Source organism: Scytonema hofmannii PCC 7110 (genome assembly GCF_000346485.2).
Lineage (GTDB): Bacteria > Cyanobacteriota > Cyanobacteriia > Cyanobacteriales > Nostocaceae > Scytonema > Scytonema hofmannii.
Genome location: NZ_KQ976354.1, coordinates 4,089,294 through 4,109,185, shown reverse-complemented (window position 1 = coordinate 4,109,185; position 19,892 = coordinate 4,089,294). Strand labels below are relative to the sequence as shown.

Sequence of the window (19,892 nt, the reverse complement as noted above, 5' to 3'; positions counted from 1 at the left end):
TATTATTTAAAACTCGTGGCGCAAGTTATTCTAGAAAACGTTTATAAAAGTTTTCCTCCTCGTAAAGGGGAAAGTATTGCATTACCCACTCAACCCCAAACGAAATCAGATAAAAACAGTGATGCTGTTCACCGTTCGGAAAATGCTGGTGTTCTGCGGCGAATCAATCTGACGGTGACAGATGGTGAATTTATGGTTCTCGTAGGACCTTCTGGTTGTGGGAAAAGCACTCTTTTGCGGTTAATCGCTGGGTTGGAAGTCCTTACAGGTGGCAATATCTGGGTAGGCGATCGCTTGGTGAACGATCTACCCCCAAAAGAGCGAGACATTGCAATGGTGTTTCAAAATTACGCTCTCTACCCTCACATGACGGTGTATGACAACATTGCTTTTGGATTAAGACGTAGAGAATTAGGGAATCGGGAATGGGGAATCGGGAATGGGGAAAAGAACAACTCCCCACTCCCTACTCCCCACTCCCTACTCCCCAATATCCTGGTGGGAATGACTAAGAAATTACCGAAGGGGCTAAGATATATTTCTGACAAAGAGCGAGCAGTGGATGAACGGGTGCGTTATGTTGCTCAGTTACTGCAAATTGAAGCTTTGCTGAATCGTTTACCCAAGCAACTTTCTGGAGGACAAAGGCAAAGAGTAGCGCTAGGACGAGCAATTGCACGGAATCCTCAGGTGTTTTTGATGGATGAACCTCTTTCTAACTTAGATGCAAAACTCCGCATGGAAACTCGCGCTCAAATTGTCAAATTACAACGTCAATTGGGTGTAACAACAATTTACGTGACTCATGACCAAACAGAAGCAATGACGATGGGCGATCGCATAGCTGTTCTCAATCAAGGACAGCTACAGCAAGTTGCATCGCCATTAGAACTTTACAAGTATCCTGCGAACCGCTTTGTTGCAGAATTTATTGGTTCACCACCAATGAATTTTATTCATGTAGAGTTTCATGCTCCCCTGCTGATTACTAATGGAGATTTCCGCCTTACCCTACCAGACGTTTGGGGAAATGTTTTACAAAAATATGATGGTCAAACACTGGTATTAGGTATTCGTCCAGAACATTTGATTCTCAGCGTACCTGCAAACAAAAATTTACCTGTGAAAGTAGAGTTAGTGGAGAATTTGGGCAATGATACATATCTTGCCACAAAACTGCTTGACCCCAATTTTCAACAATCTGCTTTTTCAACCAATGAGTTGCAAGTACGAGTTCCATCAGACCGACTTATACGTTTTGGCGAACAACTATGGTTATCTTTAACACCCGAAAAAATTCATTTTTTTGACCCAGAAACAGAGCAGGCAATATTTTTATAATGAGGGATTTTGGATTTTGGATTTTGGATTTTGGATTTTGGATTGAGGAATGGGGAATGGGAAATGGGGAATAAGGAATAGGTTAAATTTCCCTACTCCCTACTCCCCATTCCCCACTCTTACACTTCAGCCGCAACGGTTTCTTGCTCTCGTTCTACAAAAGCTTGTACGCGAGAGCGGTATTGTCTTAGAGAATCATCGACCCAATCGCGATCGTTGCTGTTAGCATACAAATGGACTATTGGTTCGCTGGCATCAGGTAAGACTAATACCCAACTATCATCGTAGGGTTGACAGATTTTGACTCCATCAATCAATTCCAGATTTTGGGCTGGGTGGGTTTCTACTAGGTGGCGCATCAATGCTCCTTTCGCTGTCCACGGACAACGCACTGTGTACGTTCTGTGAATGACACGTGGTAAATCAGCACGGACGGTGGTTAAAGAACGCTCTTGTATGGTCAGCATTTCAATGAGTTTGGCAATGCAGAACATGGCGTCAAAACCGGGATGCAGTTGGGGGAAAATAAAGCCTGTATCGCCATTACCTCCCAAGACAACATTGGAATTTTTTTGGCATGCTTCCATTAATGCTGTGGGGTTTGCCTTTGTGCGAATCACTCTACCATCATGACGGCGGGCGATTTGTTCTACAGCACTGGAAGCATGAACTGGTACAACGACTGTTCCCCTTGGTTGAGCGGTTAATATCATGTCTACCATGAGGGCTGTCAGCATTTCACCACGAATGGCCATACCTGCTTCGTCAACTAAAATCAGTTGCTCTCCATTGGCTGAAACTTGGACGCCAAAGTTTGCTTTCAATGCTTCTACAACATGACCTAACTGGGTTAGGAGGGTTTCGCGGTCAGTGGCTGACATGGCGTTTTTATTGAGACTGGCATTGAGCACCACTGCATCAGCCCCAAAATTGTCTAACATTTGTGGCAAAACGGCTCCAGAAACCGAGTAAACGTAGTCAATGACAACTTTGGCTCGACTGTTACGAATTGTTTCAACGTGTAGCAATTTTTCAAAAGCCGTGCAGTAGCGATCCATGACTTGGCTGGGGTAAGCAACATCACCGATTTCATGAATCTGCGATCGCCGCATATCTTCCTTGAAATACGCACCCTCAATTTTCTTTTCCAAGGCTTTGGAGATATTAATTCCCTTAGCATCCATGAATTCAATCAAGATGTAATCTGGGCGATCTGGATGTACCCGCACGTGAATACCGCCTGCGACTGGCATAGTAGGTATGACTGTGCGAGCGATGGGAATGGCTGTTGCATCTAGGTTTTGAATATCAACACCGACTGACATCAAACCGGCAATTAATGACCTGGTGACCATGCGAGAAATGTTGCGTTGGTCGCGAGAAACGGTCACCCGAGAACCCGGTTTTAAGATAGAACCGTAGGCGGCTCCTAATTTAACGGCAAATTCTGGGGTAGTGTCGATATTCGCCAATCCTTGTACGCCACGTTGCCCAAATAAATTGCGTTGGGCTGTATTTCCCCAAATCAGGTTAATATTAAGGATGGCTCCTGAATCTATCTTTTTGCTAGGCCAGACTCTGACAAAGGGGCTAATTTGGGCTTCTTCTCCCACAGTGGAAAGCGAACCAACTATAGCGCCTTCCAAGACATGGGCGCGTCGGTCTACACGCGCACCACGGCAAATGACACAGGCTGATAGATGAGCTTCGTCACCAATAATGCCTCCATTCCAGATGATAGGGCGTTTGAGATTGGCATCAGAACCAATAGTGACGTTATCGCCAAGAACAGTTCCTGATTCGATGACTACTCTTGCTCCAATTCGGCAATTGTCTGCGATCACCGATGGGGCTTCAATCTTTGCTGTGGGGTCAATGTAAGTATTCTGACCGATCCAAATTCCAGGAGAAGTTTCCCTGTAGGCAAAGTCTAGTTTAACTTTGCCGTGTAATGCATCGTACTGAGCCTCACGATAAGCATCTAAGTGACCAACGTCACACCAGTAACCGTTAGCAATATAACCGTACATTGGCTCATTCTTGTCAAGTAGCAAGGGGAATAACTCTTTGGAGAAGTCACTTTCCTGGTTTGCTGGTAGGTATTCTAAGACTTCTGGTTCCAAAATATAGGTACCAGTGTTCACAGTATCGGAAAAAATTTCACTGGTAGAAGGCTTTTCTAAAAATCGTCGAATTCGACCTTCCGCATCGGTAATGACTACCCCAAACTCAATAGGATTGGGAACGCGGGTCAAAATCAAAGTGGCTTTTGATTTTTTTTGTTTGTGAAATTCTATTGCTGCTGTTAAGTCAAAATCTGTTATGCTATCCCCACTAATGACTAAAAATGTGTCATCAAGAAGTTCGGCAATGTTTTTTACGCAGCCCGCAGTCCCCAGAGGCTGGTCTTCTTCGACGGCATAGGTCATTTGGACGCCAAAATCGCTGCCGTCTTGGAAGTAGTCGCGGAGGACATCAGGTAAATAATGGAGTGTTGCAACGACTTCTGTGATTTGATGCCGTTTTAAAAGATTAATGATGTGTTCCGCAATGGGTCGATTGAGTATGGGAACCATAGGTTTGGGTAGGTCACAGGTAAGCGGACGAAGCCGTGTTCCAGAACCCCCTGCCATCAGAACTGCACGCATAAATCCTCCTTAGCTGTTTGCACGACTTGCTACCTCAACACCCACAAGATAATTTCTTTAGCTATGCTTATGTATCTCTTAGTTTAGGGAACTTTCGCGCTTATGCATCCAATCGGAAATAGGTATACTACCCGTGACACTAACTTGTCGATCGGTACAAAATCAAGATATACGGAATTTAATAAAATTAACTTTGATTCCAAAAAATAGATAATATGGGGATCTTATTCTAAGATTAAGATAGAATGTCAGTATAGTATAAAAAATCATGGTGTAGTAAATCACATAAATAAAGTTGTGAATTTGTTAGACATATACTTAAATTAGCTGGAATTTTTTTAAGATAGAGTTCAGTGGAGTCGTATAAATGGAATTAGTCAGTTTGATATTGGTAGTAGGTTACGGGCTTGGTCTGTGGAAGTTTTGGAATGGCTTTGACCGCACTAACTTTCAACGCTCTTTACCCAATCGTCTTAGTTTAGCTTTAATGTGGCCTGTTTTATTTAGTACAAGTAAGTCCTATCGTCAAAACTTTAGAAAGGCGTTAAAAGGTTAAGCGTATCTGTGGGACGTGTCTGGTTGATTGGTGGAACTCAAGAAAGCGCTTCTTTGGCAGTTCTTCTCTCCCATAACCAGATTCCTTGTACTGTTTCTGTCACAACAGAGTCGGCGCGATCGCTCTACCCAAATAGCTCGATGGTACGGGTTTGGGTGGGGCGATTGACTGTAGACAGTTTAAATGAGTTTTTGCGGGAACAGCAAATTGCTGCTGTTGTTGATGCGTCACACCCTTTTGCTGTGGAGATTTCTCAGGTGGCGATCGCAGCTTGTGAAAAATTGCAAATTCCCTACTTGCGGTATGAACGTCCTGTTTTGGAAGAAGAAGGGGGGGGAGTTGTTTATGTAGATGATTTTGATACTATTTTTAAGGCAAATTATTTAGAGAATCAACGGGTGCTGTTGACGGTAGGGTATAAACCGTTGCATCTGTTTTTACCTTGGCAAAAGCGAGCTACTTTGTTTGCGCGGTTGCTTCCTTCTGTTGTGGCTTTGGACGCTGCTTTTGATGCTGGGTTTACGAGCGATCGCTTGATTTGTTTGCGTCCTCCCGTATCTGTAGATTTGGAAATGGCTTTGTGGCGACGATGGGGTGTTTCTTTGGTTGTGAGTAAGGCTTCGGGTTCTGCTGGAGGGGAGGATGTAAAGCGTCAGGTGGCGTCGGAGTTGGGTGTAATATTGATCTTGGTTTCTCGACCGGAGGTTGTTTATCCACAACAGACAAGTGATTTTTTGGTGGTGTTGGGGTTTTGTGAAAGATATTTTTTGAACCGCAGATGAACGCCGATGGACGCGGATGGGGAGGGAATGAAAGTAGGTTGGGTTGAGGAACGAAACCCAACAATTCGAGTCGAGGATGTTTTGGCGTTTTGTGATAGATATGTTTTTAACCGCAGCAGTAGGTTGGGTTGAGGAACGAAACCCAACAATTCGATTCGAGGAGGTTTGTGAAGTTTCAATTGATGTTAGCCTTGGCGATTGGAAATCGCGGCTATACAGACAAAACCCACCTACGTGGGTTTAAAACCCTTGATTCTTCATTAGTCCGCGTAGGCGGACTTCGTTTGTATAGTCGCGAATTCTATTCGCCCAAAATTTTTAAAACATTCCCTGAGTTACTCATGTTCTGTCCAAGGATTACCGATTTGAATGAACCGCACTCGACACAAAGGATATGTTGGCAAAGCGTCGGAGAGCGAGATTTTCCACCAGCTTTTAAGCGGCGTTGTTTGCGAGTAAGAATGCCAGACCCTACGAAAGAAGCGCTAAAAGCAATTGTTGAAGCACATTTTAAAGAAGCATCCTTTGATGAACAAGCTAAATCCAAAATTGAGGATATAATTGGCGAGTTCATGAAAAAAGATAGCAATCAATCGCAAGAGCGAGCAACAGACCAATTGCTCAACACCATTTACGTGCTAACCCGCGAAGACAAGCCACTAGAAAAAGACGAAGAATCCATCAAAGAAATCTTATTACGAAGCCTAACTAGCAGCGATTAGTATTTAATGACAACTAACCACTAACCACTAACCACTAACCACTAACAAATGGGAAACAACCCTCTCCTAGACCAACTCATCAATGCTTTAAACCAAGAAGAATTAGGACTCACTGGGGAAGAAATCGCCGATATCTTTTGGCTGACATTGCAACGGATTGAAAGTTTAGAGTTAACTCCCAATAAACAGCAGTTCTCGCCACCAACACAACTAGAACCCCAGATTCCAACAGGTTTACCCACCCCCAATATACCCCCAAATTTTCCAGAAATCCCTTCTGCAAGCGCAAATATTTACTCAAATTCTTCCACCAAAACTCAAACTTCCACCAATACTCAAGCACTTACCCTAGGAATTCCAGATGCACCTTCGCTGAGAGAACCTATAAAACTAGCTCAATCGCTGCGTCCTTTGATGCGGCGGGTAGCTTCTGGTCGAGAAATGATTTTAGATGAAATTGCCACAGTCGAACGCACGGCTGCTGAAGGAATTTGCATCCCCGTTTTTCAACCAGAACCAGAACCTTGGTTGGATTTAGCATTGGTTGTAGATGAAAGTAGATCGATGCTCATCTGGCGACATACAATTCGAGAACTCAGACGACTGTTAGAGCATTATGGCATTTTTCGTGATGTACGCACTTGGGGATTGGTTGTTGTAGATAATAACAGCGATCAGCAAAACAAAGAAATCCGCTTGCGTCCTGAAATTGGACAAACAGCAAATCATCAACGTCTTGCGCGTCCTGAAGAATTAACCGATCCTACCGGTCGTCGTTTAACAGATTCCGCGAAATTCCCCATCCGTCTACACGGTGGGGATGAATAGCGGGGAAAAGTTAGGGGTTCGACGCCCCTGACTTTTCCAATCTTCCTCCTGATTGGTTTTGAATGTAGTGCTTGACTGTTTCTAGAGGTGCGCCTCCACAAGACACAATACATTTGGAATCGTGCCAAAGTTTAGCTTTACCCCAATAATATTTGTCAATCGTAGTTTTGTATCTTTCCCTTAGTACGCGACTGCTTGCTGATTTTAGAGACGCTACTAAGTCAGATATATTGTTATCTGGATGTAAATCAATCAGTAGATGCACGTGGTCCGGCTCTCCGTTACAATCAGTCAGTTTCGAGTTATTTGCAACCAGCACTCTTTCAAATACATCTTTCATATCATCAATCATTTGTTGCGTGAACACATGAAGTCTGTATTTAGTAACAAATACTATATGCAGGTGAATAGAAAAAACGACGTGTGAGCCGCTTCTCAAGTTAGTCATAAAGATTTCTTGTCATATCTGGAAACTATGTTATATTGATTGTAGTCGATAATATCGAGTCAAGCAAGTCAGGCTACTACATAATTTACTGTACATGAAACAGGACTATTTCGGGTGTATTCAAAACATCTGCGTTATTTCATTTGGCCCCTAAAAAATGGGGGAAACCTTAAAAACAACTTGTACCATCTGTATTAGGGCATGACCAGACCTAAAAAGGTTTCCCCCATTTTTTCACGTGTTAGCCCTCAATAGGATTTTAGCTATGGCTTTCAAAAGTAAGGAACAAAAAGAGCAAGATAAAGAAAAGAATAAAAATACTTATATTTCAACTGTTGTGCAGCATCTTAAATTGTCTAATCTTGGTTATGCTGTAATATCTGACATTTTGTCACACGCAAACAGTTTATACAACACCCTGACATTCAATTTGAGACAAGGATTTTTTGTACACAAAACTCTGAATTTTCAATCTCTAACTATTGATTTACAAACCGATTTCAAAGAAAACTACCATTACAAAATGCTGCATTCTCAAGCAGCACAATCAGTGTGCCATAAGGTGACAGAGAATTTCAAATCATTCAAACAGCTTTTAGACAAACATTTTAGCGAGGGAACAAAGAAACCTAAATTACCAGGTTATCGTCAAAAAGGTGGTATGTTTGAAGTGACGTATCCCGGTCAATCAGTAAATATATCACAAGAGCATGGCATTATATTTGCTACTGTTTCTACTGGCATGATGTTCAAGAAGCAGCACAAAGAAGATGTCATGGAAACAAGTTTAAATGAAAGATTGAAGTTTAGGGTTCCTGATGATGTTGACCCCCAAAGCCTTGTTGAGCTAGTAATTACATCAAAGCATAGAGAGGTTTATCTACATTGGGTATGTAGAAAGAAAAAAGAAATTATTACTGAATTAGATAAGTCAAGTGTTTTAGGAATTGACATAGGGTTAAACAACTTTGTTACTTGTATTCCGAATACGGGTCAAGAAGGATTTATTATAAATGGGCGACCGTTAAAGGCAATAAATCAGTTTTATAACAAGACTGTATCTAAGCTAAAAAAGGGTCACCAATTTGCTTTTAGAAAAAGGGGGAACCCTATTACAGGATATCCTGCACTACCCCACGATGAATCAAGGGGCTTGAGGGTTCCCCCTTTTTCTCTATTTACGCTCGGTAAAGATGAGAATTTCTGGAGTGGCAGTTTAGCTAGAGCAACACAAGCCAGGAACAACCAAGTACGTGATTTTATTAAGAAGTCAGCACGTACAATAATCAACAAATGTCTAGAATCAAAGATAGGTAAAATTGTATTTGGTTGGAACCAAGGAATTAAGAATGAAATAGATAACGGACGTGTTAATAATCAAAATTTTGTACAAGTGCCGTTTACCGCATTACGTGATACACTCAAGTATTTATGTGAAAGATATGGAATAGAATTCGTAGTTGTAGAAGAATCATACACTTCAAAAATGTCATTTTTTGACGGGGATGAACTCCCCATATTCGGAAAAGAAACCGAATCCCAGAAGAAGCAGAAACCTTCTGGCAGAAGAACAAAACGCGGGGAATACAAAACAGCAAGCGGAACAGTCGTCAACGCCGATGCTCAGGGTGCTTGCAATATCCTAAGGAAGGCAAAAATTGACACTTCAAAAATTACTTTTCGAGTGTGTCAAATTCTCAAAAGAATCAACATTTGGATAGGTAAAAAATTATCATCACGTAAAAGTACGGCAGCAGGCTTGTCTTGTTGTACGACTATAGGACTCACTGAACCGGGTCAGTAAATTAGAAACCCCATCCCCTGTGCGGTGGGGTGGTTCATATCAAACGGGTCTTCGTATGTTGCTGCTTCAGTCAGAATATCAGCAGTCAGTGCAATAACTTCCACGCTCTTTAAAAGTCGAACTCTATACTCTACAAAGCGTTGATGTTCATCTTTATTGCTTTGAACTAACAAACTTGCAATATCTTGAATGCTATTGATGCGAGTTGTATAAGATGAAGTGCGTGCAAGCTGCCTTAACTCAGTGTCAAGTACTTGTTGGAGATCTTTACGACTTTTTGCTTGACGGCTCAATTTCTCGTGGGGTTCCGCTAAACTGTAAGCTGGCATAATAAGCTTTATACGTCCGGCTTCACTTAGTTGCAGAATTTGCTCACAGCTGACGAACTGCTCCTGCTGAAACACAAGTTCCAAAATGAAGTTAGTTTCAGTGTAAACGTTCACGCAACAGCCTCGCGGTTGAAACTTCCTCCAGAGATCGCAGCATAAAGACCTGAGTCAAGCAGCCATTGCTCTCGTTTATGTGTTTCTTCAAGGGGACGATCGCAATAAATAATTTCCGATAGCCAAGATGCGACTATTAGCTCAAGACTGTGACTACTGAGGGTTTGCGTTAGCGTTATTCCAGCTTTATCAAGATAAGGCTGAATGATAGGACGCGCATCAACAGCATAAGTTGGTTCGCTCATGTCAAGTTGTGCATCTTCATTAGCCCACAGGTAAAACTTGTCAGGGAAAACCATGAGGAAGTAAGGCGGTTTTGGGTAGATGCCATGGGCAAGGATATTGCTTCGCAGTTGGGAAGCCCACTGGGGTGAGGCATTGAGTTTACCCTTGACCTGAACGACAAGCATTAGTTGACCATCTTTGTTGTAAACTGCTAAATCCCAGCCAGTATCCTGTCTAACAGACATGAGCACAAACTTTCTTGTATGACTTACCACTCACTATTGTGACACATTTTTCTTATAGGGTGAGCATCCTAGAGCGTCGGTACAGTATTCAAAAAGGAGGCAAAAAACCCGGTTTCTCTCTCGTGCAAAGCTTAATATCTCGTATGCTCAATTTAAAGAAACCGGGTTTTTGGTATTGCTGTACCGATGCTCCTAAGCGATCGCTATACTGGTTATCGTGCTTTCCCTTGTCACAACCATCTTTGCGTCCTTGGTTACAGCCAAACACAACAATAGACTTTTTGTATAAACAAATTTCATCTGCATACATTAGCGTTCATCTGCGGTTAATCTGCACATAACAATCCCTTAAGTGCATAAAGGGATTTTGCTGACACCTATTAGTAAGAGGAAGGAAACGTATACCAAGTTCAGAAGAGCTTACAAAGCCCCCTCTCCCATTGGGAGAGGGGGTTGGGGGTGAGGGTTTTCTTCTTCAATAAAATATTAGGAGATTGATTATGCTAACAATGGATATGCCGTTAGAGGCTAATATTTTAGGGTTCTTGGCATTAACTTGCTATATTCTCACATTGCTCCCGACCATGTTGAGAATAGTTTTTCCCCAGACAAAAGAAACTGGTATTCCTCAAGTGCTTCTTAAGCATCGGCGTTCGATAGGTATTTTAGCTTTCGTTTTTACCGTGTTGCATAGTTTTCCATTAATTAGACAAAGAAATATCGATTTGTTGGACTTGAAAACATCTTGGATTTATATTCAAGGCATAGCTACTTTCATCATTTTTGCCCTGTTAACAATTACCTCAAACGACTGGAGTGTCAAAAAACTGAAGAAAAACTGGAAGAAATTACACCAACTTACTTATTTTGCCATGTTTCTTATTACTTGGCATATTTGGGATAAGATGTCAGGTCATTGGACGTATTTAACGCCTATTGGAATTACAGCAATATCGGGAGTCACAGTTTTATTTCTTTATAAGCATTATTGGATTCAACACTTCTCTAAAAAACAAAAACAACAGAAAAAAGTCGTAGCACGGTTGTTACCAGAAAGTAAATTGACAGTGAACAGTGACCAGTGACCAGTTCAAAGTAAATAATTTGAATAATATATTATTTTTAGTTCCATAAATAAATAAGGGTGCAAGTACCATAGAGGTAACTGCTTAGAAAAAATATGAGCTTGAGGACGAGAGAATTTTTATATGATACCAAAATTGATTCCTAAGAAAGTGTCAATAGCACTTGCAGTCAGTGCCATAATAGGTGTTATTGGATTAAGTTGGTCTAAATCGCTTTCACAATCAAACCTTGAAAATTGTGTAATAACATCTCAAGATCATAAAACTCTTAAAGGTCATTCTTTTTGGGTTTATGCGATCGCAATGAGTCCAGATGGCAAAACTTTAGCTTCTGGTAGTTATGACGGTACTATTAAGATTTGGAATCAACAAGTTGGCACATTACTTCACACTATCAAAGGTGATACGCTTGACGGTCATGGTGATGCAGTAAAATCTCTAGCGATTAGCTCGGATGGACGTATTCTCGTTAGTGGTAGTTGGGATAATCGAATTAAATTATGGAATCTTGAAAATGGCAAATTAATTCATACATTAAAAGGACATTTAGATAATATAGATTCTGTTGCTATTAGCTCAGATATGACAACCTTAGCTTCTGGCAGTTGGGATAAAACAGTTAAATTATGGGACTTGAAAACTGGTAAATTAATTCGCACATTATATCATAAACACCCAGTACAAACAGTTGCGATCGCTCCAAATGGAAAACTCGTTGCTAGTGGTACTGAAGACGGAAGAATTATGATTTGGAATTTGACGAATGGTCAGTTAAAAACTCCCTTAGCTGCACATGAAAAAGCCGTTACGTCTGTTGCTTTTAGTCCTGATGGAAAAGTTCTCGCTAGTGGCGACTATGAAGGAAAAGTTAAACTATGGAATTTGGACAACGGACAGTTGTTCAACACTCTTGACGGACACACCAATGCAGTTTGGTCAGTTGCTTTTAGTCCTACTGGAAAGTCTATTGCCAGTGGTGGCTATGACAAGACAATTCAGTTATGGAACGTGCAAAACGGGCAATTGTTAAAAACTATTTCAGGACATGATAAAGCAGTTTGGAGTTTAGCTTTCAATCCCAAAAGCGATCGCACTCTTGCTAGTGGGAGTGCAGATGAAACAATTAAGATTTGGAATTTAATTTTTTAACGAATAAGAACCAACATTACCAACCGTAGGGGCGCAAGGCATTGCGCCCCTACAAGCACAACAAATAGTGCAGCGTACAAAAATAGTTCTTTGAGCGTCATCCGGGAAAAATCATGGCGAAATCGCTCGAATGTTAGATAAAAGTCAGTTAACCGACAGGTATTGATACCTGCTCTCGATATGGAAATTGATGTCAAAAAATTAATTTCTGTAAAGAAAAATATCATTTTTCCTAAAGCTTAGTTATACGAGCGTTAAGTAAGTAGGTTGGAGCAAATCATCATTCCGTCCTCGCTAGTTCTCGCGTACATTCTTATAAGCGAACAGCTTACTAATTATAGTTAAGTTGTGGTTTCATGATGCCACAAAAAAGTTAAGCTGCAAATCGCAAATAAAATTAAAAAGTAAGTTGAAATAGCAAAATAGCGGAGCACCAAATATCAACTTTGAAACATATCAACAAATGTAAAAAATATTCGATTTTTTCTACATTTACTTATCTATGTGATATACCTAAGCTACAAGTTTCCAATTCACCTCATATGAAACCTCAAACAGCAACCTCTAAAAATGCTTTTTTGAGGGAATTGTATGCTTTTAAAGCACGAATTCTCTTTTTAATATTCGTTTTTTTCGTGAGCTTTTTTGGAATTTTGTTATCACATTGGTTAACAGCAGACCAAATAGCTTTGGCTAAAATAGACATAATGCAACCTGCTCCAACTCAACCAATAGGCTATTATGACTATTTTGGCAAACTGCTGAGTCCTCAACAAGCAGCCGAGCTAGTTGAACAGCAGGGACTCAATTCTAATAACCCAACTTCCTATCAACAAGTAGGAGCAGTTGAAATCACTCAGGAATTAATCGCCAAAGGTGAAGATATATTTTTCAACCGCAAAATTGGCGATACATTTGGTTTACAAGGAGTGTTTGGTTTTGCACAAGGGTTGGCTAGTATTTTGCCAGAAATAAATGTCGCAATTACCAATTTACACGGTCAGCCGACAACAAACTTACAAATTACCCTTCAGAAGGATATAGTTTTAGGAAGTCGGACTTTTCCCGCAGGAACTGTCATTAATACAGGCTTACAAGTAGAAAAGGGAGGGACTGTTCCTTTAGGACTCACACCAAATGGTAACGTGACTTGTGCAGTGTGTCATGTAACCCTTAACAATAAGGGTGAGCGCCTTACGGGAGTACCAAATGGCGTACTAGGGATTCCACTATTGATTGCTCTGTCACCAAATACAACCGCAGGGTTTGCACGCTTAAACTTCAACCCCTTAGACCCACAATATCAAGGAAACGGCAAAACTATTATTGACAGTAAAGGTCAATTAGTAAAATTACCAGATCCTCAGAAGTTTGAACAAGCTTTCGACAATGCTGTGTTGGATGTCCCTTTTGGTCACTTTGAGAGTTCACCAGATAGTATTAATAACACTACCCAAATTCCCAGTCTCTTTACATTTAAAACAAATCCTTATGTAGCTGATGGACAGGGTGCAGTTGGTCCGTTTGCTGGACTCACCTCGGTTAACAATGGAGTTCACTCTTCTGAAATTAACTTGTTAGCAGCTTACCAACTGAGCGAAAAAGTTCTGAACATTGACTCAGAAGTTTATCTTGGTACAGTTCTTCAGAATGCAGCCGATCCCAGGCTCCGTTTACCCGCCGGAGAACCTGTAAAACCCTCAGAATGGCTCCGCAAAGTTGCACCAGAATTTACACAAGCAGAGTTAGAAGATCAAGTCAGTGCTCCAGGTACGGATGCTTATCCAAACCTACAACCCAGTTTATTTACTTACAACGGTTTAGTTTTCAGCCCAAATAGTGAAAATCCAGATGATATTGCCAGTGGCACTTTCCTATTTGCCAACAACGCCATGTCGGCTTTTCAAAATAGTTTAGTTCCACCTGCTAACCGCACTCCGGAAAACTTGCGAGCGTTGAAGAGCGGTTCTGTTATACGGGGGGCAAAAGTGTTTCAGCAAGCAAACTGTGCAACTTGTCACATTCCACCCTTCTTCACTGACAACAAAATTCATTCTGTTGATGAAATTGGTACTAATCCAGCGCGTGCTCAGTCTCGCTTAGGGCTGAATAAGTTATTAGTACCACCCAAGCTCTACACCTTTGATACTCCTGTTCCCATACCTGCTAACGCCCAGGTCCTGGATGTACCAACAGAGGGGATTTCTGATAGTCCTACAACCCTACCCCAAGGCATACTACCAAATGGTGGTTACAAAACAACTTCTTTACGAGGTCTTTATTTAAGTGCGCCATATTTGCATGATGGTGGTGTAGCAGTGCGTTCGGGAAGTTTAAATTTTGCTAAGGATGGCAGTTTTACTGTTGTTGACCCTAGTGGATTAGGACTGACTGGTACCCTCAGCCAAATTAAACCTGCTGATGCTGCAAGCAGCTTGCGTGCTTTAGTAGATAGGGAACTTCGCGCTCTAGCGATCGCCGCTAACAAAGCTAACCCTGCTTTAGTCAGGAATAACCTTGATGGTACAGGTCATGACTTTTATGTGGATGAACAAGCTGGTTTCAGTCCAAAGCAGCAAGCAGACCTAGTTAATTTCTTGCTCGCACTTGATGACGATCCCAGTCGCTTTTAATGTCAAATAAAAACACCCCCTACTGGAGATTGAGAACCTGGCAGTGGGGGTTTGATTTAAGCGCTTTGCTTTACTTGAGCCGCGACCTGGTTTTGCTCCATCCATTGCTTGTAAGCTTGCTCATCGCCACCGAATGAGTCAAGCGATACCTGACGCTCTGGCATTGGCTTAAGCGGTGCGTTGATAGGAGAGTATTTGCAATGACAAATTATAATCATGTCAAATTCACCCATAGGGATATCGGGAGTGTAAGTTTCCACTTTTGTCACCTCCCAATTACTATGGCGGTAATGGGTTTTGGCTTCGGGGAACTGAGGGTCAATCAATTGTTCCACTCTGATAAATTCTGGAGGTCTGTAACCAACTTTAGGTATGTCACTGTCTGAAGAATCGAAGTGCTCAGCTAGAATGTCAGTTAGAGAACCAGTGTGAGAGAATGAGCGATTCTCCCATCCCAGATCGTCATCAATCGCTTTGAAAACAATCCACTTACGCATTACTCTTCCTCCGTTTCGTTTTCTTGAAATGATTTTGGAAATTCGGTCTTACCTTTGAAAACACAATCGACCTTCAAGATGCTGTCACCTGTTTTCTCGATGTCAACAAGTTTCCATCCGTATTTTCTTTCCATCTCCTTGCAGTGCTTTGGACTGGCTGCTGCATGGCGAGACTTGTCCTCTTCTTCGTCGTACCTCGGTTTTGGCATATTTCTTTGTTGGGGGCAAGGAAACGCGATCTCCTTATCTTTTGGTTTGACCAATCTCCAGCAACCGTGTTCAAACAGATGCTGAAGGTTTTTGGTTTTTAAGCTATGTAGGAGTGCGATCGCCTGACTAGTAATTATATAGGCAAAGCATATGCAAGTCAATACATCGCCTAAGTAAAGTATATACGACCCACTTAAGCAAAATCCCCCGGTTCATCATCGGGGGATTTTGGATTTGCTTGTAATGAATCGCGAACGCGAGAACGCCAGTGCCTGAGAAATTGAACCTCGTCTAAGATTTCTTTTCTCAGGCTGCGAATTCCCCCAACACTTGCTCTACTCTCGATAATCTGATGGCTAGTTCTTCATCAACCCTAGCTAACTCGTCTACTTTCGCTAGCTTTCGTTCCAGCTCTTCAATTTTTTCCGCTTCCGTTTTTTGGTGAGGCAATGCGATGTATTGCCTCATGTATTCCACTAAGACATCTGTAGCTGTGGTGCCATTATGCCTAGCTTTTTCGATAAACTCCCGTTTAAGCTTATCGTCCACACGAATGTTTAATTGCCCGTCTGCCATAGTTTTCTCTTTATTGTTTCGTCTATACATAGACTAGCCATCTAACCAATGCCTATGCAACGTCTATGTATTACTTTTTCTAGATTTTTCTACCTTTCAGGCTTTGCATATACGAAATGTAGCATAAGTATTTACAATTACCTATACACTGCCTATTCTAAATATAGAAACCAAAAAGCACCGCTCAGTCTGGACAACTCACAGTGCTTTCGGTAAAACCTACCAAAAAAGATTTTTTTTATTATGTTACACCCAGTTTACACTGTTAACTCCTAGCCAGAATTTCCGTACATTTATGTCGAGGAGATGGCTGAATAAACAGCACCTCTCTACCGACCGATTTTTAGGGATTTTCAAGAAATAAATTATCTGTCTTGTGGCATGGGCTTCTAGCCCGTCCTATACTAGTGGCGGGCGAGACGCCCGCACCACAAGAAATTTTCTACTTCTTTCTTCTATTGATTATGTTAATAACTGCGCCTGCAGCCCCACAATCAACGGCATCACCAAGGGTATCTTTGCCAGGACGAGTGATAGCACCAACGGCTACACCAGATGCTGCACCAACTGCGACATCTTGAGCCAAACTACGGTTTCTAGGATTTTTCCTCAAACCATTAGCACCGTTAACAGCAGCACCAGCAGCACCACACTTAACAGCATTGTTGATTACGGAACCACGACCTCTAATAGCCCCTGAAACAGCACCAACGCCAGCGCCAACAGCCGCATCGCGTCCCACTTTTTTGTCAGCTAGTACAGATTGATATGGCAGAAAAGTTGCACCAATTAAACCTGTTGCCATCAGGCTTGATAGTAGTGTACGCTTCAAAATCGAATTCATAAACTTACTCCTCAAGCGTTGAACAATATTATTTGAGTTTCATTTTCCCCTTCTCTAGTCTAGACAAAAGCAAACGGTTTGTGCATGAAAATGCTTTCATGATTACCGTAATTTTTATTCATGAAAGCACAATATATCTTTTGACTTACTATTAGTTAATTAATTATTCCATATGTCGCATGCCATTTTAATGATTGGCATATAGGCAGCAATACGGTTCAGTTAAGAGTCGCGAGGGGAGCACCAAACCCGGTATCCAATACTGCTCGGTGAAAAGAAAACGAGAAACCCAGTATCTTGGAGATACCGGGTTTCTAAATAACTGCTTAACTGAACTGTATTGATATAAGCAGATCCGAGTAGTATTGCCTTCTGACTGCTATTGATACCCTGCAGCTTGCAAAGAAAACAGTGTTGCGTAGCGTCCGCCCAATTTTAACAACTCCTCGTGAGTTCCTTGTTCTACAATTTCCCCTGCTTCAACAACCATAATTTTGTCAGCCATTCGTACTGTAGAAAAACGGTGAGAAATTAGAAAAACCATCTGATGAATAGTAAGAGTGCGAAAGCGATCGAAAATCTCAAACTCAGCTTGGGGGTCCATAGCTGAAGTTGGTTCATCTAAAACCAAAATATCTGCCTGAGTTCGCATAAAAGCACGGGAAAGGGCAATTTTTTGCCACTGTCCTCCAGAAAGTTCGTGTCCCTTCCTAAACCATTTACCAAGCTGAGTCTGAAAATTGTCAGGCAAATGTTCAATAAAAGGAAGTGACATACCTTTTTCTGCAGCCGTTACCCAGCGAGTGTTATCTTCTATATTGTCCACATCTCCTACACCAATATTCTCACCAACTGTAAACTGGTAACGAACAAAGTTCTGAAAAATCACCCCAATACGCCGCCGCAATATATTCACATTCCACTCTTGCAAATCTAAACCATCTAATAAGATTCTCCCGGAATCGGGAGTATAAAGTCTGGTCAGAAGTTTGATAAGTGTTGTCTTACCGGAACCATTTTCACCAACAATGGCTAGTTTTTCTCCTGGTTTGAGATGGAAGGAAATATTTTTCAGCGCTGGTTGCAAATTTCCTGGATACGTAAATGATACGTTCTCAAAACGAATACCATCTTTGGATTTCAGCCCTTTGATTGCTTTGCCTTTTGGTTCTGGTATTCCCTGTTCTAAAAATTCATAGAGATTGGAAAGATACAAGTTATCTTCGTACATTCCTCCAATAGAGGTGAGCGCACCAGAAAATGTTGATTGTCCTTGACGAAAAACGGTGAGATACATTGTCATATCTCCTAGAGAAATTCTGCCTACAACTGTTTCCACCACAATCCAGGCATAAGCTATATAAAAAGCAGCAGTACTCAACAAACTGAGCAGGTAGCCCCACAGTCCTCGCCGCAGTGTCAAGTCGCGATCTTCTCCAAAGAGTCGATTGAAGATACTGTGGTAACGTTCGAGCAACATATCTCCTAGCTGGTAAAGCTTCACTTCCTTAGCAAAGTCTTCTCTAGCAAGAAGTGTTTCTAAATAATGCTGTTGGCGGGCTTCTGGCGCACGCCAGCTAAAGAGGCGAAAGGCTTCTCCCGCAAATTTGGTTTCCGAAAAAAATGCTGGCATTGCTGCTACAACTAACATCAGCAATGCCCAAACTGAGAAATTGATTAACAAAAGACCGTAAGTGACGAGTGATAGCGCACTTTGTACCAAGCCAAAGGTGCGAGTTACAAGAGATAGAGGACGAACGGATGCTTCTCGCCTCGCATTGGTCATTTTATCGTAGAATTCTGAATCCTCAAATTGAGTGAGTTCTAGTGAAAGAGCTTTTTCCAGGATAAGAACGTTTACCCGTTGACCGAGAAGCATTCTGAGCAACGATTGGCAAACAGTTAGACCTCGTTGGCTTGCTGCTAGTAAAGCGACAGCAATTGCCTCTAGTCCGACATATATTAATGGGTAATAAATATTGACAAAATCGTTATTATGTGTGTTTGCATAATTGCGTGTTTCTATGACAGCATCAACAATTAACTTGCCGATATAGGCTACAGCAGCTGGTAAAAGACCCGCGACTAAAGTTAAACTCGCAAGAATAACGGTCAGCAAGCGGTTAGTCGTCCAGACTAAGCTTACAGCTCGCCCACTGTATCGAAAGACTGCAAGGGATTGGCGCAGAGCGTTGCGTTTTTTACGTATCTTCATTATATTTTTATAGCGTAAAATCACGCTCGCGATACGGCTGTACTCCGTAATCGCTTCTTCATCGCACACAAAGAACTGGCTACAGTCAGACCTTCACTTTAGTTCTGCAACGTTAAACTAATCTTATAAAAAATTAGAGCCAAGGCTTTACATAATTAAGTGGTTGGAAGTCATGCAAATAAAAGATACAAACGGAATGGGTAAAGTCTTTACTACCTTGACTATAACCAATCGAGCCGACCAAATTCGTGCTGAAGATGGGACAATTACACCCGATCGAGTGCGCTCAATCACTCTGAGAAATGTGTTAGTGGATACAGGAGCCACAACCTTATGTTTACCACCAGAAGTAGTAGCCCAGTTAGGACTAAAGCTACTTCGAGAAGTTGATGTTGCAACTGCAATGGGCATTGGTAAAGCTAGAATTTTCCAAGATGCTAAAATATCTCTGGGCGATCGCGAAGGGACTTTTGAGTGTTTAGAGTTACCTGGAGGTTCAGATGCTTTGTTAGGTGTCATTCCTTTAGAAGCTTTGGGATTAGAAATTGACTTGCAAAATCAAACTTTGAAGGTGTTACCCATTAGCCCTTCAGAAACTTATCTCACAATTTTGTAAAACGCAAGCGGCACAACAATTAAAG

At 41.6% G+C, this 19,892-nt stretch carries 22 protein-coding genes; 10 read left to right on the top strand and 12 right to left on the bottom strand.

Annotation, left to right across the window (positions count from 1 at the left end; genetic code table 11):
• Positions 1–15: 15 nt before the first annotated feature.
• Positions 16–1,341 carry an ABC transporter ATP-binding protein gene (locus WA1_RS16805; protein WP_017746615.1) on the top strand — a complete coding sequence of 442 codons (1,326 nt, stop codon included), beginning with the start codon at positions 16–18 and terminating at the stop codon, positions 1,339–1,341.
• A 119-nt stretch (positions 1,342–1,460) separates the two neighbouring features.
• Here the strand turns inward: WA1_RS16805 and WA1_RS16800 are convergent, their stop codons facing one another.
• A complete protein-coding gene (locus WA1_RS16800) occupies positions 1,461–3,989 on the bottom strand; it encodes a mannose-1-phosphate guanyltransferase (RefSeq protein ID WP_017746614.1) in 2,529 nt (842 codons plus the stop codon).
• A gap of 367 nt (positions 3,990–4,356) precedes the next feature.
• On the opposite strand from WA1_RS16800, the gene WA1_RS16795 reads away from it, so the two are divergent.
• From WA1_RS16795 to WA1_RS16780, 4 genes are all read left to right on the top strand, one after another.
• The gene (locus WA1_RS16795; RefSeq protein WP_017746613.1) at positions 4,357–4,545 is read left to right on the top strand and encodes a hypothetical protein; all 189 of its coding nucleotides are present in this window, start codon (positions 4,357–4,359) and stop codon (positions 4,543–4,545) included.
• Positions 4,546–4,553: 8 nt separating this feature from the next.
• The gene (locus WA1_RS16790; protein WP_017746612.1) at positions 4,554–5,327 is read left to right on the top strand and encodes a cobalt-precorrin-6A reductase; all 774 of its coding nucleotides are present in this window, start codon (positions 4,554–4,556) and stop codon (positions 5,325–5,327) included.
• Between the two features lie 167 nt (positions 5,328–5,494).
• Complete coding sequence (locus tag WA1_RS16785; RefSeq protein WP_148662702.1) at positions 5,495–6,049, top strand: hypothetical protein; 555 nt, start codon at positions 5,495–5,497, stop codon at positions 6,047–6,049.
• A 48-nt stretch (positions 6,050–6,097) separates the two neighbouring features.
• Positions 6,098–6,877, top strand: coding sequence for a hypothetical protein (locus tag WA1_RS16780; protein WP_017746610.1), 780 nt, complete (start codon positions 6,098–6,100; stop codon positions 6,875–6,877).
• A 10-nt stretch (positions 6,878–6,887) separates the two neighbouring features.
• Here WA1_RS16780 and tnpA read toward each other — a convergent pair whose 3' ends face one another.
• Positions 6,888–7,325 (bottom strand): IS200/IS605 family transposase, encoded by a 438-nt coding sequence (tnpA, locus tag WA1_RS16775; protein WP_017746609.1) that lies wholly within the window; start codon positions 7,323–7,325, stop codon positions 6,888–6,890.
• Positions 7,326–7,590: 265 nt separating this feature from the next.
• Between tnpA and WA1_RS59845 the strand changes: the two genes are divergently transcribed.
• The gene (locus WA1_RS59845; RefSeq protein ID WP_081403125.1) at positions 7,591–9,129 is read left to right on the top strand and encodes an RNA-guided endonuclease InsQ/TnpB family protein; all 1,539 of its coding nucleotides are present in this window, start codon (positions 7,591–7,593) and stop codon (positions 9,127–9,129) included.
• Here the strand turns inward: WA1_RS59845 and WA1_RS16765 are convergent.
• The 3 genes from WA1_RS16765 to WA1_RS16755 form a co-directional block, all read right to left on the bottom strand.
• On the bottom strand, positions 9,123–9,572 hold the full coding sequence (locus tag WA1_RS16765) for a PIN domain-containing protein (protein WP_017746607.1): 450 nt from the start codon (positions 9,570–9,572) through the stop codon (positions 9,123–9,125). The genes WA1_RS59845 and WA1_RS16765 overlap by 7 nt on opposite strands.
• A complete protein-coding gene (locus tag WA1_RS16760; protein WP_017746606.1) occupies positions 9,569–10,042 on the bottom strand; it encodes a hypothetical protein in 474 nt (157 codons plus the stop codon). The genes WA1_RS16765 and WA1_RS16760 overlap by 4 nt, the downstream gene beginning before the upstream one ends.
• Before the next feature lie 88 nt (positions 10,043–10,130).
• Complete coding sequence (locus WA1_RS16755; RefSeq protein ID WP_017746605.1) at positions 10,131–10,352, bottom strand: hypothetical protein; 222 nt, start codon at positions 10,350–10,352, stop codon at positions 10,131–10,133.
• Between the two features lie 190 nt (positions 10,353–10,542).
• Between WA1_RS16755 and WA1_RS16750 the strand changes: the two genes are divergently transcribed.
• Both WA1_RS16750 and WA1_RS16745 read left to right on the top strand, forming a co-directional pair.
• Positions 10,543–11,127, top strand: a complete 585-nt coding sequence (locus WA1_RS16750) for a ferric reductase-like transmembrane domain-containing protein (RefSeq protein WP_017746604.1) — start codon at positions 10,543–10,545, stop codon at positions 11,125–11,127.
• Between the two features lie 123 nt (positions 11,128–11,250).
• Positions 11,251–12,276 (top strand): WD40 repeat domain-containing protein, encoded by a 1,026-nt coding sequence (locus WA1_RS16745; RefSeq protein WP_017746603.1) that lies wholly within the window; start codon positions 11,251–11,253, stop codon positions 12,274–12,276.
• Here WA1_RS16745 and WA1_RS55040 read toward each other — a convergent pair.
• Together WA1_RS55040 and WA1_RS59840 are read right to left on the bottom strand one after the other, a co-directional pair.
• On the bottom strand, positions 12,273–12,503 hold the full coding sequence (locus WA1_RS55040; RefSeq protein WP_148662700.1) for a hypothetical protein: 231 nt from the start codon (positions 12,501–12,503) through the stop codon (positions 12,273–12,275). The two genes, WA1_RS16745 and WA1_RS55040, sit on opposite strands and share 4 nt — an antisense overlap.
• Positions 12,504–12,826: 323 nt before the next feature.
• Positions 12,827–12,982: a hypothetical protein gene (locus tag WA1_RS59840; RefSeq protein WP_017746602.1), complete on the bottom strand. Its 156-nt coding sequence runs from the start codon at positions 12,980–12,982 to the stop codon at positions 12,827–12,829.
• Position 12,983: 1 nt separating this feature from the next.
• On the opposite strand from WA1_RS59840, the gene WA1_RS16740 reads away from it, so the two are divergent.
• Positions 12,984–14,909, top strand: a complete 1,926-nt coding sequence (locus WA1_RS16740; protein ID WP_017746601.1) for a di-heme oxidoredictase family protein — start codon at positions 12,984–12,986, stop codon at positions 14,907–14,909.
• A gap of 56 nt (positions 14,910–14,965) precedes the next feature.
• Here the strand turns inward: WA1_RS16740 and WA1_RS16735 are convergent, their stop codons facing one another.
• The 5 genes from WA1_RS16735 to WA1_RS16715 all read right to left on the bottom strand — a co-directional run bounded on the left by WA1_RS16735 (position 14,966) and on the right by WA1_RS16715 (position 19,251).
• A complete protein-coding gene (locus WA1_RS16735; RefSeq protein ID WP_017746600.1) occupies positions 14,966–15,406 on the bottom strand; it encodes a hypothetical protein in 441 nt (146 codons plus the stop codon).
• Positions 15,406–15,777: a hypothetical protein gene (locus WA1_RS59835; protein WP_272819156.1), complete on the bottom strand. Its 372-nt coding sequence runs from the start codon at positions 15,775–15,777 to the stop codon at positions 15,406–15,408. The genes WA1_RS16735 and WA1_RS59835 overlap by 1 nt, the downstream gene beginning before the upstream one ends.
• A 145-nt stretch (positions 15,778–15,922) precedes the next feature.
• Positions 15,923–16,192, bottom strand: a complete 270-nt coding sequence (locus WA1_RS16725; RefSeq protein ID WP_017746598.1) for a hypothetical protein — start codon at positions 16,190–16,192, stop codon at positions 15,923–15,925.
• 442 nt (positions 16,193–16,634) lie between these two features.
• Positions 16,635–17,036 carry a hypothetical protein gene (locus tag WA1_RS16720; protein WP_017746597.1) on the bottom strand — a complete coding sequence of 134 codons (402 nt, stop codon included), beginning with the start codon at positions 17,034–17,036 and terminating at the stop codon, positions 16,635–16,637.
• A 379-nt stretch (positions 17,037–17,415) separates the two neighbouring features.
• Entirely contained in the window at positions 17,416–19,251 is a 1,836-nt protein-coding gene (locus tag WA1_RS16715; protein WP_026135014.1) for an ABC transporter ATP-binding protein, read from the bottom strand.
• Positions 19,252–19,423: 172 nt separating this feature from the next.
• Between WA1_RS16715 and WA1_RS16710 the strand changes: the two genes are divergently transcribed.
• Positions 19,424–19,867, top strand: coding sequence for a retroviral-like aspartic protease family protein (locus WA1_RS16710; RefSeq protein ID WP_017746595.1), 444 nt, complete (start codon positions 19,424–19,426; stop codon positions 19,865–19,867).
• Positions 19,868–19,892 lie beyond the last annotated feature (25 nt).

What these genes read in the sequence shown, in the direction of transcription:
- WA1_RS59840 (WP_017746602.1), bottom strand. Translation starts at nt 12,982, where the DNA reads ATGTCTATTTTAGCCAAAGCTATTTGGTCTGCTGTTAACCAATGTGAT.
- WA1_RS55040 (WP_148662700.1), bottom strand. Translation starts at nt 12,503, where the DNA reads ATGATATTTTTCTTTACAGAAATTAATTTTTTGACATCAATTTCCATA.
- tnpA (WP_017746609.1), bottom strand. Translation starts at nt 7,325, where the DNA reads ATGACTAACTTGAGAAGCGGCTCACACGTCGTTTTTTCTATTCACCTG.
- WA1_RS16800 (WP_017746614.1), bottom strand. Translation starts at nt 3,989, where the DNA reads ATGCGTGCAGTTCTGATGGCAGGGGGTTCTGGAACACGGCTTCGTCCG.
- WA1_RS16715 (WP_026135014.1), bottom strand. Translation starts at nt 19,251, where the DNA reads ATGAAGATACGTAAAAAACGCAACGCTCTGCGCCAATCCCTTGCAGTC.
- WA1_RS16795 (WP_017746613.1), top strand. Translation starts at nt 4,357, where the DNA reads ATGGAATTAGTCAGTTTGATATTGGTAGTAGGTTACGGGCTTGGTCTG.
- WA1_RS16750 (WP_017746604.1), top strand. Translation starts at nt 10,543, where the DNA reads ATGCTAACAATGGATATGCCGTTAGAGGCTAATATTTTAGGGTTCTTG.
- WA1_RS16720 (WP_017746597.1), bottom strand. Translation starts at nt 17,036, where the DNA reads ATGAATTCGATTTTGAAGCGTACACTACTATCAAGCCTGATGGCAACA.
- WA1_RS59845 (WP_081403125.1), top strand. Translation starts at nt 7,591, where the DNA reads ATGGCTTTCAAAAGTAAGGAACAAAAAGAGCAAGATAAAGAAAAGAAT.
- WA1_RS16710 (WP_017746595.1), top strand. Translation starts at nt 19,424, where the DNA reads ATGCAAATAAAAGATACAAACGGAATGGGTAAAGTCTTTACTACCTTG.
- WA1_RS16745 (WP_017746603.1), top strand. Translation starts at nt 11,251, where the DNA reads ATGATACCAAAATTGATTCCTAAGAAAGTGTCAATAGCACTTGCAGTC.
- WA1_RS16735 (WP_017746600.1), bottom strand. Translation starts at nt 15,406, where the DNA reads ATGCGTAAGTGGATTGTTTTCAAAGCGATTGATGACGATCTGGGATGG.
- WA1_RS16760 (WP_017746606.1), bottom strand. Translation starts at nt 10,042, where the DNA reads ATGTCTGTTAGACAGGATACTGGCTGGGATTTAGCAGTTTACAACAAA.
- WA1_RS16740 (WP_017746601.1), top strand. Translation starts at nt 12,984, where the DNA reads ATGCAACCTGCTCCAACTCAACCAATAGGCTATTATGACTATTTTGGC.
- WA1_RS16725 (WP_017746598.1), bottom strand. Translation starts at nt 16,192, where the DNA reads ATGGCAGACGGGCAATTAAACATTCGTGTGGACGATAAGCTTAAACGG.
- WA1_RS16780 (WP_017746610.1), top strand. Translation starts at nt 6,098, where the DNA reads ATGGGAAACAACCCTCTCCTAGACCAACTCATCAATGCTTTAAACCAA.
- WA1_RS16755 (WP_017746605.1), bottom strand. Translation starts at nt 10,352, where the DNA reads ATGTATGCAGATGAAATTTGTTTATACAAAAAGTCTATTGTTGTGTTT.